Origin of the sequence: Roseivivax jejudonensis, assembly GCF_900172265.1 — a bacterium.
Taxonomy (GTDB): Bacteria; Pseudomonadota; Alphaproteobacteria; order Rhodobacterales; family Rhodobacteraceae; genus Roseivivax; species Roseivivax jejudonensis.
The window spans coordinates 513,812-526,842 of record NZ_FWFK01000003.1 but is presented as its reverse complement, the minus strand read 5'-3'; the positions used below and the strand labels follow the sequence as shown (position 1 = coordinate 526,842).

The 13,031-nt window shown below is 69.8% G+C and carries 12 protein-coding genes; 10 read left to right on the top strand and 2 right to left on the bottom strand.

Annotated features, from left to right (window positions below; genetic code table 11):
* Window position 1: 1 nt before the first annotated feature.
* Entirely contained in the window at window positions 2–1,354 is a 1,353-nt protein-coding gene (gene glmU / locus ROJ8625_RS10385) for a bifunctional UDP-N-acetylglucosamine diphosphorylase/glucosamine-1-phosphate N-acetyltransferase GlmU (protein ID WP_085791807.1), read from the bottom strand.
* 123 nt (window positions 1,355–1,477) lie between these two features.
* Here glmU and ROJ8625_RS10380 point away from each other — a divergent pair, with 123 nt between their 5' ends.
* Both ROJ8625_RS10380 and ROJ8625_RS10375 read left to right on the top strand, forming a co-directional pair.
* Entirely contained in the window at window positions 1,478–2,152 is a 675-nt protein-coding gene (locus ROJ8625_RS10380) for an HAD-IA family hydrolase (protein WP_085791806.1), read from the top strand.
* Window positions 2,152–3,375 carry a DegT/DnrJ/EryC1/StrS family aminotransferase gene (locus ROJ8625_RS10375; protein WP_085791805.1) on the top strand — a complete coding sequence of 408 codons (1,224 nt, stop codon included), beginning with the start codon at window positions 2,152–2,154 and terminating at the stop codon, window positions 3,373–3,375. Before ROJ8625_RS10380 ends, ROJ8625_RS10375 begins: the two co-directional genes overlap by 1 nt.
* 159 nt (window positions 3,376–3,534) lie before the next feature.
* Here ROJ8625_RS10375 and ROJ8625_RS10370 read toward each other — a convergent pair whose 3' ends face one another.
* Entirely contained in the window at window positions 3,535–4,002 is a 468-nt protein-coding gene (locus tag ROJ8625_RS10370) for a pyridoxamine 5'-phosphate oxidase family protein (protein WP_085791804.1), read from the bottom strand.
* A gap of 137 nt (window positions 4,003–4,139) precedes the next feature.
* Between ROJ8625_RS10370 and ROJ8625_RS10365 the strand changes: the two genes are divergently transcribed.
* Genes ROJ8625_RS10365 through ROJ8625_RS10330 form a run of 8 tightly spaced genes read left to right on the top strand, consistent with a single transcriptional unit; the run spans window position 4,140 to window position 12,981 of the window.
* Entirely contained in the window at window positions 4,140–5,306 is a 1,167-nt protein-coding gene (locus tag ROJ8625_RS10365; protein ID WP_085791803.1) for an acyl-CoA dehydrogenase family protein, read from the top strand.
* On the top strand, window positions 5,306–5,638 hold the full coding sequence (locus tag ROJ8625_RS10360; RefSeq protein ID WP_085791802.1) for a hypothetical protein: 333 nt from the start codon (window positions 5,306–5,308) through the stop codon (window positions 5,636–5,638). Before ROJ8625_RS10365 ends, ROJ8625_RS10360 begins: the two co-directional genes overlap by 1 nt.
* Window positions 5,631–7,205, top strand: a complete 1,575-nt coding sequence (locus ROJ8625_RS10355) for an AMP-binding protein (RefSeq protein WP_234984229.1) — start codon at window positions 5,631–5,633, stop codon at window positions 7,203–7,205. Before ROJ8625_RS10360 ends, ROJ8625_RS10355 begins: the two co-directional genes overlap by 8 nt.
* Window positions 7,202–8,806: a carboxyl transferase domain-containing protein gene (locus tag ROJ8625_RS10350; RefSeq protein ID WP_085791801.1), complete on the top strand. Its 1,605-nt coding sequence runs from the start codon at window positions 7,202–7,204 to the stop codon at window positions 8,804–8,806. The genes ROJ8625_RS10355 and ROJ8625_RS10350 overlap by 4 nt, the downstream gene beginning before the upstream one ends.
* Before the next feature lie 46 nt (window positions 8,807–8,852).
* Window positions 8,853–9,296: an ASCH domain-containing protein gene (locus tag ROJ8625_RS10345; protein WP_085791800.1), complete on the top strand. Its 444-nt coding sequence runs from the start codon at window positions 8,853–8,855 to the stop codon at window positions 9,294–9,296.
* A gap of 37 nt (window positions 9,297–9,333) precedes the next feature.
* A complete protein-coding gene (locus tag ROJ8625_RS10340) occupies window positions 9,334–11,277 on the top strand; it encodes an ATP-binding protein (protein WP_085791799.1) in 1,944 nt (647 codons plus the stop codon).
* 46 nt (window positions 11,278–11,323) lie between these two features.
* Window positions 11,324–12,199, top strand: coding sequence for a hydroxymethylglutaryl-CoA lyase (locus ROJ8625_RS10335; RefSeq protein ID WP_085791798.1), 876 nt, complete (start codon window positions 11,324–11,326; stop codon window positions 12,197–12,199).
* On the top strand, window positions 12,196–12,981 hold the full coding sequence (locus ROJ8625_RS10330; protein WP_085791797.1) for a crotonase/enoyl-CoA hydratase family protein: 786 nt from the start codon (window positions 12,196–12,198) through the stop codon (window positions 12,979–12,981). The genes ROJ8625_RS10335 and ROJ8625_RS10330 overlap by 4 nt, the downstream gene beginning before the upstream one ends.
* The last annotated feature ends 50 nt before the right edge of the window (window positions 12,982–13,031 follow it).

The window sequence follows — 13,031 nt, the reverse complement described above, 5'->3', positions numbered from 1 at the left end:
GCTAGCTGCCTTTCGTCTGCGCGGCCTTGCGCGCCTTGAGGACTTCGAAAAGCCGGCGCGCCCGGTCCGGCTTGGTGACCTGCGGGGCGCGGGCGATGGCGAGCGCGTTCGCAGGGACGTTGTCGGTGACGACCGAACCGCTGGCGGTCAGCGCACCGTCGCCGATGGTGACCGGCGCCACCAGCATGGTGTTCGAGCCGATGAAGGCGCGCTCGCCGATCGTGGTGCGGTGCTTGAGCACACCGTCGTAGTTGCAGGTGATCGTGCCGGCGCCAATATTGGTGCCTTCGCCGATCTCGGCGTCGCCGATATAGCTCAGGTGGTTGGCCTTCACGCCGGCGCCGAGCTGCGCGTTCTTGACCTCGACGAAGTTGCCCACGTGCACGTTCTCGGACAACTCCGCGCCGGGCCGCAGCCGGGCGTAGGGGCCGACCACCGCGCCGCGGCTCACATGGCATCCTTCGAGGTGCGAGAACGCCCGGATCCGCGCGCCGCTCTCGACCGTGACACCGGGCCCGAACACGACGTTGGGCTCAATTTCGGCATCGCGGCCGATGGCGGTGTCGAAGCTCAGGAACACCGTGTCGGGCGCCTGGAGCGTGACGCCGTTGGCCATCAGCTCGGCCCGCCCGCGCGCCTGGAAGGCGGCCTCGGCCCGGGCCAGCTCGGCGCGAGAGTTGACGCCCTGGGTCTCGGCCTCGTCGCAGGCGACCGCGGTGGCCGAAAGCCCTTCGGACACGGCCAGCGCGACGACATCGGGAAGATAGTACTCTCCCGCGGCGTTATCGTTGCCGACGGCCTCGATCAGGCGGAACAGCGTGGCCGCATCTGCTGCAAGAACGCCGGAATTGCAGAGGGTTATCGCGCGTTCTTCGTCCGAGGCATCCTTCCACTCCACGATCCGCTCGAGCCGCTCGCCGTCCATCACGAGCCGGCCGTAGCGGCCGGGATCGGCCGCCTCGAAGCCCAGCACCACGACATCGTGCCGTGCGCGGGCGCGCGCCATGTCCTCGAGCGTCTCCTCGCCGATGAACGGCGTGTCGCCATAGAGGACGATCACGTCGCCGTCGAAATCCGCGAGGGTGTCGCGCGCCTGGGCGACGGCGTGGGCAGTTCCGAGCTGCTCGGACTGGATCACGACCTCGGTCTCGGGCGCGTAGGATTGCGCCGCCGACGACACTGCATCGGCGCCGTGCCCGGCCACGACGACAACCCGTTCGGGCGAGAGCGCGGCGCCCGCGGCCATCGCGTGGACGAGCATCGGTGCGCCCGCGATCCGGTGGAGCACTTTGGGGAGGTCCGACTCCATCCGCGTGCCTTTGCCCGCGGCGAGGAGGACGAGGGCGATGCTCATGCCAAATAACCTTTGTGTTCTGTCCGGGGCCGTTTTACCGACGCGAACGGACAGAACAAGCAGCCGCGGGATCACGTGTGGTTTCGGGGCCGCAACAGGGCCGGGAGCCCGGCGGAGCCAAGCATGCGCACGGTGATCTTCGATCTCGATGGAACGCTCGCCGACACCTCCGGCGACCTGATCGCGGCGGCGAACCGCTGTTTCGAGGACATGGGGGCGTCGGTGCGTCTAGATCCCGCGGCGGATGCCGCCATCGCCTTTCGCGGCGGTCGGGCGATGCTTCGCGCGGGTCTGGCCCGGGCAGAGGGCGGAGGCGTCGACGAAGCGATTGTGGATCGCTGGTACCCCACGTTGCTGGACGCCTACGGCGCGGCAATCGACGTGCACACGATCCTCTATCCCGGGGCCATGGATGCGGTCGAGGCACTGCGCGACGGCGGCGCTGCGGTCGCGATCTGCACGAACAAGCCCGAAGCGCTGGCGGAGACGCTATTGTCCCGTCTCGGGGTGCGCGACCGCTTCGCGGCGCTGATCGGGGCGGACACGCTGCCGGTCCGCAAGCCCGACCCGGCCCCGTACCGCGCCGCCGTCGAGCGCGCCGGGGGGCATTTCGATCGCTCGCTGATCGTCGGCGACACGGAGACCGATCGCGCGACCGCGCGCGCCGTCGGCCGGCCCTGTATCCTCGTCGGCTTCGGGCCCGAGGGCGCGGACGTCGCGCGGCACGACCCCGAAGCGATCATCGGCCACTACGACGAGCTTGGCGGCACGGTGGACCGGTTGCTCGGGGCGGCCTGATGGCATCGCGATTCGACGGCAGCTTCACCCAGCAGGAGCCGATTCCCGAGGCCGGAATCGAGGCGGCGCTCGAGGTCATGCGCCATGGGCGGCTTCACCGCTACAACGTTGTCGAGGGAGAGCTGGGCGAGGCGGCTTTGCTCGAACAGGATTTCGCGGCCCTGACAGGTGCGCGCTACTGCGTTGCCGTGGCGTCGGGCGGCTACGCGCTATCCTGCGCTCTGAGGGCGCTGGGGATCGGTCCGGGCGACCGGGTGCTGAGCAACGCCTTCACGCTCGCGCCGGTGCCGGGCGCCATCGCCAGCGTGGGTGCGGTGCCGGTCTTCGTCGGCGTCACCGAGGACCTCGTTATCGATTTCGACGATCTCGAAGCCAAGCTCGGGCAGGCACGCGTTCTGATGCTCAGTCACATGCGCGGACATGTCTGCGACATGGACCGGCTTTCGGCGCTCTGTCGCGAGGCGGGGGTGATCGTGATCGAGGACTGTGCGCATACGATGGGGGCGGCGTGGCGCGGCGTTCCGTCGGGCCGGCATGGCACGATCGGCTGCTATTCGACGCAGACCTACAAGCACGTCAATTCCGGCGAGGGCGGGTTGATCGTGACCGATGACGACGACCTCGCCGCGCGCATGGTCCTGCTTTCGGGATCCTACATGCTCTACGGGCGGCACTTGGCTGCGCCGGACGCGGCGGTGTTCGACGACTTGCGCTGGCAGACGCCAAATGTGTCGGGGCGCATGGACAATCTGCGCGCCGCGATCCTGCGCCCGCAATTGTCGCTTCTGGAAGAGCGCCGCCTGCGCTGGGAAGAGCTCTACCGCGCGATGGAGGCGGGACTGTGGGACGTGCCCGGTCTGACGCTGGTGCCGCGCCCCGCCGAGGAAAGCTTCGTCGGCTCGTCGTTCCAGTTCCTGCTGCTCGACCAGCCGGCCGAGGCGATCTCCGCGATCGTCGCCGGGTGTGCGGCCCGGGGCGTGGAGCTCAAATGGTTTGGTCCGGAAGAGCCGACCGGCTTCACGTCGCGGTATTCGAGCTGGCGGTATGCAGAAAGCGCGCCGCTGCCGCGCACCGACCGCGTGCTGGCGGGCCTTCTCGACATGCGCCTGCCACTGACGTTCTCGGTCGAGGACTGCGCGGTGATCGCCGATATCGTCGCCGAGGAGGTTTCGGCGGAAATGACGCGCCGGTCCGCCCGGGCCGCCAGTCCCGCGCCGGAATGACACCCTTTCGGAGGGGCAGCGCGCGGATGTGCCGGCCCAGGCGCGGGCAGAGCGCGCCAACTTCACGAAGCCAAAACGAAAATCGCGGACCCCGGTCGGGGCCCGCGATTCAAGGTCAACGCGAGACTGCGCCCGGGCTGTGGCCCGGGGCGCGCGTGATCAGAATGTCAGCCGGCCGTGGTCGCCGCCCGATGCCGTGTCGCTCGTGAGGTTCGCCTTCGCCACCTCGTAGAAGAACGCGAGCGAATTCTCGGTGGCCCAGACTTCGGCGGTGTGCGGCGTCATCTTGACGAGTGTCGCGGACGGATCGTCCTTGCCGTTCTCGAACCACGCGCCGGCGAAGGCGTTCCAGACCTCGTCGAGCTTTTCGCCCGACCCCTCGTCGAGCTTGCCCTCGATCACCGCGTAGATCCCCGCCTTGGGATCGGCGACGTCGAAGCGGGCCTCGCCGCCGGATTTGGCCGCACGGTCGGCGGCCGAGCCCTTGGCGGCGATGAACCAGATCGCCTTGTCGTCACGATCCGCCTGCGGGGCCATGGGGATGGGGCGCTCGCTGTCGGCGGACAGCAGGCCGGCCTGCACGTTGTCGAGGCGTTTCCAGAAGATGTCCTTGAGGTCGCTGGCCATGTTTCCGTCCTTTCGGATGATGTCTTGTCGGTGTCGTCCGGTGAACGCGGTCTCGCGCCGCGCAGTTCCGGTTGCAGCACCGCGCGGCAGGCTGTAGCCCGGAAGAGGGCAGGAGGTGCCGACCGGGGAGGAGTTGCATGTTCGACGCCGTGATGAGCTTCGATCTGGGAGAGGACGTGTCCGCGCTGCGCGAGACCGTGCATCGCTGGGCGCAGGAGCGCGTGAAGCCGATGGCCGCGGCGATCGACCGCGACAATGATTTCCCCGCCGAACTCTGGCGCGAGATGGGCGATCTCGGGCTTCTGGGCATCACCATCGACGAAGCCTACGGTGGCGCCGGGATGGGCTACCTCGCGCACACCGTGGCGGTCGAGGAGGTGGCGCGTGCATCGGCGAGCGTGTCGCTGAGCTATGGTGCGCATTCCAACCTGTGCGCCAACCAGATCAAGCTGAACGGCTCGGACGCGCAGCGGGAGAAGTACCTACCGGGGCTCGTGTCGGGCGAGGCCGTGGGCGCGCTCGCCATGTCCGAGGCCGGCGCCGGATCCGACGTGGTGTCGATGAACCTCTCGGCGGAAAAGCGCAACGATCACTACAGGCTGAGCGGCAGCAAATACTGGATCACGAACGGCCCCGACGCGGACACGCTGGTTGTCTACGGCAAGACCGACCGGGATGCTGGATCGAAGGGAATCACGGCCTTCCTGATCGAAAAGACGATGGCCGGGTTCTCCACCAGCCCGCATTTCGACAAGCTTGGCATGCGCGGATCGAACACGGCGGAACTCATCTTCGAAGACGTGGAGGTGCCGTTCGAGAATGTTCTCGGCGAGGAGGGCAAGGGCGTGCAGGTGCTCATGTCCGGCCTCGATTTCGAGCGCGTCGTGCTCGCGGGGATCGGTCTCGGTATCATGGCGTCCTGCATGGACGAGGTCATGCCCTACCTGTCCGAGCGCAAGCAGTTCGGCAAGCCGATCGGGTCGTTCCAGCTCATGCAGGGCAAGATCGCGGACATGTATACCGCGATGAACTCGGCCCGCGCCTACGTCTACGAGGTCGCCAAGGCCTGCGACGCGGGGCGTGTGACGCGGCAGGACGCCGCGGCGTGCTGTCTCTACGCGTCGGAGCAGGCGATGGTGCAGGCCCACCAGGCGGTGCAGGCGATGGGCGGTGCCGGCTTTCTCAACGACGCGCCGGTCGCGCGGATCTTCCGCGATGCCAAATTGATGGAGATCGGCGCCGGCACGTCGGAGATCCGGCGCATGCTGATCGGGCGCGAGCTGATGGCGGCGATGGGCGCCTGATGCGGGGTCGTGGTGCGCTGTGGTTCGCGCCGGTCGCCGGGCTCGTGGCGCTGGCCGCGGTGCTCGGATGGCGGCAGGGCTGGATCGCGGCGAATGTCACGGAAACCGAGGTGATCGCGGCCTACGCACAGCGCTACCTCGCCGACCGGGCAGCCGATGGCACCGGCGCGCAGGCGCGTGCCTCCGAGTGCCGGGCCGTGCCAGCGCGCGAGGTCGGAGCCTGGCTCGTGGTGATCTGCGGGCCAGATCCGCACGATGCGGCGCGGCATTACACCTACTATGTGGCCCGCGATGGCGGTCTGGTGCGGCGCGTGGGGCCCGACGATGTCTGAAATGCGGATGCTGCGCCGGCGCCCCTACGAGGAGATGCACGCCCGTTTCCGGTGGGACCTGCCCGAAACTCTGAACATGGCCGAGCAGGTCTGCGACGGCTGGGCTGCGACCGACCCGGACCGGATCGCCGTCATCGACCTGACCGACGGGCGCCGCGGCTGGACCTACGGCGAGCTGTGGAAGCTGTCGCGTCGGGTCGAGGGCGCGCTGATCGAAAAGGGCGTGATGCGCGGCGATCGCGTCGGCGTCCTGCTGTCGCAATCGCCGCTGACGCTTGCGGCCCACATCGCCGCCTGGCGGCTCGGCGCGATCTCGGTGCCGCTGTTCAAGCTGTTCCGTCGCGGCGCGCTCGAAAGCCGGATCCGGGATTCCGGTCTGGGCGTCGTGGTGTCCGATGCCGAAGGGCGCGCGGCGCTCGACGGGCTCGGCCTCGCGGTGCTGACCGAGGCGGATCTGGGCAAGGGGCTGCCGTCGAGTGCCGGAATCGAGACCGGCCCGGACGACGCGGCGGTTCTGATCTATACCAGCGGCACCACCGGCGCGCCGAAGGGCGCGCTGCACGGTCACCGGGTGCTGACCGGGCACTTGCCCGGGGTCGAGATGAGCCACGATTTCCTCGGGCGGCGGGGCGATGTTCTCTGGACGCCGGCGGACTGGGCGTGGATCGGCGGGTTGTTCGACGTGGCGATGCCCGGCCTCGCGCTCGGGGTGCCGGTGGTCGCCTGCCGGCTGCCGAAGTTCACGCCGGAGGATTGCGTGCGGATCTGCCGCGAGGGCGCGGTGCGCAACGTGTTCTTTCCGCCCACGGTTCTGCGCATGCTGCAGGCGTCGGACACGCGCATCGAGGGGCTGCGCTCGGTCGCCAGCGGCGGCGAGCCGCTCGGCGCGGAGATGCTGGCTTGGGGGCGCGATGCGCTCGGCGTCTCGATCAACGAGTTCTACGGCCAGACCGAGTGCAACATGGTCGCGTCCTCCTGCGGCGACCTCTTCAGTCCGCGGCCGGGCTATATCGGCCGGGCGGTTCCGGGGCATCACGTCGCCGTCGTCGGGCCCGACGGGACGCCCTGCGACGGTGAGGGCGATGTCGCGGTCAAGCGCGGCTCGGCGTCGATGATGCTGGAATACTGGCGCAAGCCCGCCGAGACGCGTGCGAAGTTCCGGGGCCGCTGGATGCTGACCGGCGACCGCGGTGTGCTGGAGGACGGCTTTCTGCGTTTCGTCGGCCGCGAGGACGACGTGATCACCTCGTCGGGCTACCGGATCGGCCCCTCTGAGATCGAGGATTGCCTGATGACCCACGATGCGGTCGCGAATGTCGGCGTCGTCGGCAAGCCGGATCAGATGCGGACCGAAATCGTGAAGGCCTACGTGGTGTTGCGCGAAGGCGTCGAGGGCACGGACGCGCTGGCGGCAGAGCTGGCCGAGTGGGTCAAGGCGCGCCTCGCGAGCTACAGCTATCCGCGCGAGGTCGCGTTCCTGCCCGAGCTTCCGATGACGGTGACCGGCAAGGTGATCCGCAAGGATCTGAAGGCGCGTGCCGCGGCCGAGAAGGAGGACGAGACGTGAAACTGCAATCCCAGGCGCTTCCGTCCTCCGAGGCGTTCCGCGCCAATCGCGAGGCGCATCTCGAGGCGCTGCGCGTCGTCGAGGAGGCCGCCGCTGCGGCGCAGGCCGGCGGCGGCGAACGCGCGCGTACCCGGCACCTCGAACGGGGCAAGATGCTTCCGCGAGAGCGGGTGGCGAACCTTCTCGATCCGGGCTCGCCCTTCCTGGAGGTCGGGGCGCTGGCTGCGCACGGCATGTATGACGGCGCCGCGCCCGGAGCCGGCGCCATCGCCGGGATCGGCCGGGTGCACGGGCAGGAGGTGATGGTCGTCTGCAACGACGCCACCGTGAAGGGTGGCACCTACTACCCGATGACCGTGAAGAAGCACCTTCGGGCGCAGGAGATCGCCGAGGAGAACCGGCTGCCCTGCATCTATCTCGTGGACAGCGGCGGCGCGAACCTGCCGAACCAGGACGAGGTCTTTCCCGACCGCGACCATTTCGGACGGATCTTCTACAACCAGGCGCGGATGAGCGCCAAGAACATCCCCCAGATCGCGGTGGTCATGGGCTCCTGCACGGCGGGTGGCGCCTACGTGCCGGCGATGTCGGACGTCACGATCATCGTGAAGGAGCAGGGCACGATCTTCCTGGCCGGTCCGCCGCTGGTTCAGGCGGCCACGGGCGAGATCGTTTCGGCCGAGGACTTGGGCGGCGGCGACGTCCACACCCGGCTGTCGGGCGTGGCGGACTACCTTGCCGAGGACGACACGCATGCGCTGGCGCTTGCGCGCCGCGCGGTCGAGAGCCTGAACCGCACGCGCCCCGACACGGTGGACTGGCAGGCGCCGGAGCCGCCGGCCTACGATCCCGAGGAGATCCTCGGGGTGGTGCCGGCCGATCTGCGCACGCCCTACGACATTCACGAGGTCATCGCCCGCCTGGTCGACGGGTCGCGCTTCGACGCCTTCAAACCACGCTTCGGCGACACGCTCGTGACCGGCTTCGCGCATGTGCACGGCTGTCCGGTCGGCATTATCGCCAACAACGGCGTGCTGTTCTCGGAGGCCGCGCAGAAGGGCGCGCATTTCGTCGAACTCTGCTCCCAGCGGCGGATTCCACTCGTTTTCCTGCAGAACATCACCGGCTTCATGGTCGGGCGGCGCTACGAGAACGAAGGCATCGCCCGGCACGGCGCGAAGATGGTGACGGCGGTCGCCACCACATCGGTGCCGAAGATCACCATGCTGGTCGGTGGCTCGTTCGGGGCGGGCAATTACGGCATGGCCGGCCGCGCCTATCAGCCGCGGTTCCTGTGGACCTGGCCGAACAGCCGGATTTCGGTCATGGGCGGCGCGCAGGCGGCGGGCGTCCTCGCCACGGTCAAGCGCAACGCGATGGAGAAGGCGGGCGAGACCTGGACCGAGGCCGAGGAGGCCGAGTTCAAGCGTCCGACGGTCGAGATGTTCGAGCGCCAGTCGCACCCGCTTTATGCCTCCGCGCGACTGTGGGACGACGGCGTGGTGGATCCGCGCAAGTCGCGCGAGGTGCTTGCGCTGTCGTTGCGCGCGGCGCTGAATGCCCCGATCGAGGAGACACGCTATGGCGTGTTCCGGATGTGAGACTGCGTCGGAGGGGCGATCGCCGCGTCCAAGCGGGAGCGGCGGCATGACCGGGGACGACACGCTCGCGACGCTCAGGCTCCGCTATCCGGGGGCGCAGACCTTTGTGTTCGGCGACAGCCGCGCGCTGTGCGACGCGCTGCTGGCACTCGTGCGAAGCGGGAAGAAAACTGCGACCTGCGGGGCGCTGCGCGACTTCGGCGCGGGCGGCGAACCGATGCCCGAGGTCGGGCGGCGTGACATCGCCCTCGACTGGGACGGCCGGCCGGCGCTGGTGATCGAGACGGTGGAGGTGACGCTGCGCCGCTTCGACGAGGTGGACGCCGACTTCGCCTTGGCCGAAGGCGAGACCGAGGATCTCGCGGGCTGGCGCGAGGGGCACCGGCGATATTTCGAACGAAACGGCGGATGGTCGCCTGACATGATGCTCGTGTGCGAACGGTTCCGATGTGTCGCGGACGTGGCGACGGATGCGGAGACGGCGGCGTGAGCATTCGGAACGGAATGACGACGGAGCGGGGCGCGGCATGTTCGGCAAGATCCTGATCGCAAATCGCGGCGAGATCGCGGTGCGGGTGATCCGCACGGCGCGCGAGATGGGCGTGGCGACGGTGGCAGTGCATTCGGATGCCGATGCCGATGCCCTTCACGTGGCGCTGGCTGACGAGGCCGTGGCGATCGGCGGCGCCGCCCCGGCCGACAGCTATCTGCGCGGCGAGCGGATCATCGAGGCCGCGCGCGCGACTGGCGCGGAGGCAATCCATCCGGGCTACGGTTTCCTGTCGGAGAACGCTGATTTCGTCGCGGCGGTCGAGGCGGCGGGTCTCGTCTTTATCGGGCCTTCGGCCGAGGCGATCCGCAAGATGGGGCTCAAGGACGCCGCCAAGCGCCTCATGGAGGAGGCCGGCGTTCCCGTCGTGCCCGGCTACATGGGCGAGGATCAGGATCCCGCGCGGCTCGCCGGAGAGGCGGGCGAGATCGGCTACCCGGTTCTCGTCAAGGCGGTCGCGGGCGGTGGCGGAAAGGGCATGCGGCGCGTCGAGCGGCCAGAGGGCTTTGCCGACGCGCTCGCCGGCGCGCAGGCCGAGGCGCGCGGCGCCTTCGGCAACGACGCGGTGCTGATCGAGAAATTCGTGGCGACGCCCCGGCACATCGAGGTCCAGGTCTTTGGTGACGGCACGCGCGCGGTCCACCTGTTCGAGCGGGACTGCTCGCTCCAGCGCCGGCACCAGAAGGTGATCGAGGAGGCGCCCGCACCCGGCATGACCGAAGAGATGCGCGAGGCGATGGGCGCCGCGGCCGTGCGCGCGGCCGAAGCGATCGGATATCGCGGGGCCGGCACGGTCGAGTTCATCGTCGATGCGAGCGACGGGCTGAGGCCGGACCGGTTCTACTTCATGGAGATGAACACGCGCCTGCAGGTGGAGCATCCGGTCACCGAAATGGTGACCGGGATCGACCTCGTGGCCTGGCAGCTCCGGGTCGCCGCGGGCGAGCCCCTGCCGGCGGCGCAATCCGATCTTTCGCTGGCTGGCCATGCCTTCGAGGCCCGGCTCTATGCCGAGGACGTGCCGGCGGGATTTCTTCCGGCGACGGGGCGGCTGTCGGCGCTCGCCTTCCCCGAGAGAGCGCGGGCGGATACCGGCGTGCGCGCCGGCGACGCGATCAGCCCGCACTACGACCCGATGATCGCAAAGCTGATCGTGCACGGGCCGACGCGGGCGGTGGCGCTGGCCAAACTGCGCCGCGCGCTGGGCGACACGCAGGTCGCCGGAACCGTGACCAACCTCGCGTTTCTGGGCGCGCTTGCCGCGCACGCGGGCTTTGCCCGGGGCGAGGTCGATACCGGGCTGATCGATCGGGATCTGGCGGCACTGACGGCCGCGCCGGCCGTGCCGGCCCGCGTCGTCGCCGAGGCCGCGCTGGCCGCCGGCGGGCTGTCGGAGACGGAGGATCCGTTCGCGGGCTTCACGCTCTGGGCGCCGCTTGCGCGCTCGGTCCACCTGACACGCGGCGAGGACGTGTTCGATTGCGTGCTTCGCGTCTGCAGTCCGGACCGGGTGGAGATCGACACGGCCGGCGGGGCCGTCACGGCGGAGCGGCGTGCCGGCGCGTGGCGCTTTGACGGGGTGCCGGCCGCCGGGACCGCGCGCGCTGGCGGACGTATCACCGTCTTTGCCGCGCACGGGATCGCGTTCGACGTCGTCGATCCGCTGGCGCAGGCAGCCGCGGCCACGGGCGAGAACGTGATCGAGGCGCCGATGCCCGGTCGGGTCACCCGCGTCTTCGTCTCCGACGGCGACGCGGTCGAGGCCGGGGCACGGCTGGCGCTGCTCGAGGCGATGAAGATGGAACATGCGCTGACCGCGTGGCGCGACGGAGTTGTGGCCGAGGTGCTGGTCGCCGAGGGCGACCAGGTCGAAGCGGGCGCGGGGCTCGTGCGGCTGGAGGCCGATGACGACGCGTCCTGACGGGCACGGCGCATCGACGCGAGACGAAACGCCGAGGGAGGGCGCAATGGCCGAACGGGCCGAGATCTTCGAGGTTGGGCCGCGCGACGGGCTGCAGAACGAGGCGCGCGAGATCCCGGTGGCCGACAAGGTCGCGCTGATCGACATGCTGAGCGGCGCCGGCTTTCGACGGATCGAGGTGGCGTCGTTCGTCAGCCCGAAATGGGTGCCGCAGATGGCGGCTTCGGGCGAGGTGTTGGCGCGGATCGACCGGGTGCCGGGCGTGTCCTACGCCGCATTGACCCCGAACATAAAGGGCTTCGAGGCCGCTGTCGCGGCGCGAGCCGACGAGGTGGCGATCTTCGCCTCGGCGTCGGAGGGCTTCTCCAAGGCCAATCTGAACGCGACGATCGCCGAAAGCCTCGAGCGGTTCGCGCCTGTGGCCGAGGCCGCGCGCGACGCCGGGCTGCCGGTCCGTGGGTATGTCTCCTGCGTCGTGGAGTGCCCCTATGACGGGCCGGTTGCCCCCGCCGACACGGCGCGGGTCGTCGCGGCGCTGCGCGATCTGGGCGTCTACGAGGTGAGCCTCGGCGACACGATCGGGCAGGGCAGGCCGGAGGCGGTGGACGCGATGCTGGCCGTGGTCCTGCAGGACTTGCCGGTGGACCGCCTTGCCGGCCATTTTCACGATACGTCGGGCCGCGCGCTCGACAACGTGGACGTTGCGCTCGACCATGGTGTGCGCGTTTTCGACGCTGCCATAGGTGGGCTCGGCGGGTGCCCCTATGCACCCGGGGCGAAAGGCAACGTCGCGACGGGGCGGGTCGCGGCGCACCTCGCCGCGCGCGGCTTCGAGACCGGGCTGGACACGGCGGTGCTCGACCGGGCAGCGGACATTGCGCGGGCGCTGGTCGCGCCACGCGAGACCGGAGAGGCGAGATGACCGAGGACCTGACCCGCACCGAGATCGACGCGCGCGGCGTGGCGACGCTGACCCTGGCACGCGCCGACAAGCACAACGCGCTGTCGCCCGAGATGATGACAGAGCTGACCGATGCGGTCGGGCGGCTTGCTGCCGATCCGGCCGTCCGTGTCGTAGTGCTCGCGGCCGAGGGCCGGAGCTTCTGCGCCGGCGGCGACCTGCGCTGGATGCAGGCTCAGCGCGAGATGGATCGCGAGACGCGGCGCCGCGAAAGCGCCCGCATCGCCGAGGTTCTCGGCGCGCTGGCCGCGCTGCCGCAGCCGCTGATCGGCCGGTTGCAGGGCAACGCGTTCGGCGGCGGCGTGGGCCTCGCGTCGGTCTGCGACGTCGCGATCGGGGCGGAAGGGCTCAAGATGGGCCTGACCGAAACCCGGCTGGGGCTCATCCCCGCCAATATCGGCCCTTACGTGATCGCCCGGATGGGCGCGGCGCGGGCGCGTCAGGTCTTCATGTCTGCGCGGATTTTCGACGCCGAGGAGGCCGTGCGTCTCGGCCTGCTGAGCCGGGTCGTGGCGCCGGACGACCTGGATGCCGCCGTGGAGGCCGAGATCGCACCCTACCTCGCCTGTGCGCCGGGGGCGGTCGCCGCCGCAAAGGCGCTTCTGGGCGATCTGGCCGGGCGGGTGGAGCCCACGGCGGTCGAGCACGCCATCGACGCGCTGGCGGCGCGCTGGGAGACCGAGGAGGCCGAAGAGGGTCTGTCGGCCTTTTTCGACAAGCGCGCGCCAAGCTGGAGCCGCTGACGGCGCGCAGCGCCCGACGAATGCGCCGATTGCCCGCGCGACAGTCGCTG

What these genes read in the sequence shown, in the direction of transcription:
- ROJ8625_RS10370 (WP_085791804.1), bottom strand. Translation starts at nt 4,002, where the DNA reads ATGGCCAGCGACCTCAAGGACATCTTCTGGAAACGCCTCGACAACGTG.
- ROJ8625_RS10360 (WP_085791802.1), top strand. Translation starts at nt 5,306, where the DNA reads ATGCGGGGTCGTGGTGCGCTGTGGTTCGCGCCGGTCGCCGGGCTCGTG.
- ROJ8625_RS10380 (WP_085791806.1), top strand. Translation starts at nt 1,478, where the DNA reads ATGCGCACGGTGATCTTCGATCTCGATGGAACGCTCGCCGACACCTCC.
- ROJ8625_RS10335 (WP_085791798.1), top strand. Translation starts at nt 11,324, where the DNA reads ATGGCCGAACGGGCCGAGATCTTCGAGGTTGGGCCGCGCGACGGGCTG.
- ROJ8625_RS10355 (WP_234984229.1), top strand. Translation starts at nt 5,631, where the DNA reads ATGTCTGAAATGCGGATGCTGCGCCGGCGCCCCTACGAGGAGATGCAC.
- ROJ8625_RS10375 (WP_085791805.1), top strand. Translation starts at nt 2,152, where the DNA reads ATGGCATCGCGATTCGACGGCAGCTTCACCCAGCAGGAGCCGATTCCC.
- ROJ8625_RS10365 (WP_085791803.1), top strand. Translation starts at nt 4,140, where the DNA reads ATGTTCGACGCCGTGATGAGCTTCGATCTGGGAGAGGACGTGTCCGCG.
- ROJ8625_RS10345 (WP_085791800.1), top strand. Translation starts at nt 8,853, where the DNA reads ATGACCGGGGACGACACGCTCGCGACGCTCAGGCTCCGCTATCCGGGG.
- glmU (WP_085791807.1), bottom strand. Translation starts at nt 1,354, where the DNA reads ATGAGCATCGCCCTCGTCCTCCTCGCCGCGGGCAAAGGCACGCGGATG.
- ROJ8625_RS10330 (WP_085791797.1), top strand. Translation starts at nt 12,196, where the DNA reads ATGACCGAGGACCTGACCCGCACCGAGATCGACGCGCGCGGCGTGGCG.
- ROJ8625_RS10340 (WP_085791799.1), top strand. Translation starts at nt 9,334, where the DNA reads ATGTTCGGCAAGATCCTGATCGCAAATCGCGGCGAGATCGCGGTGCGG.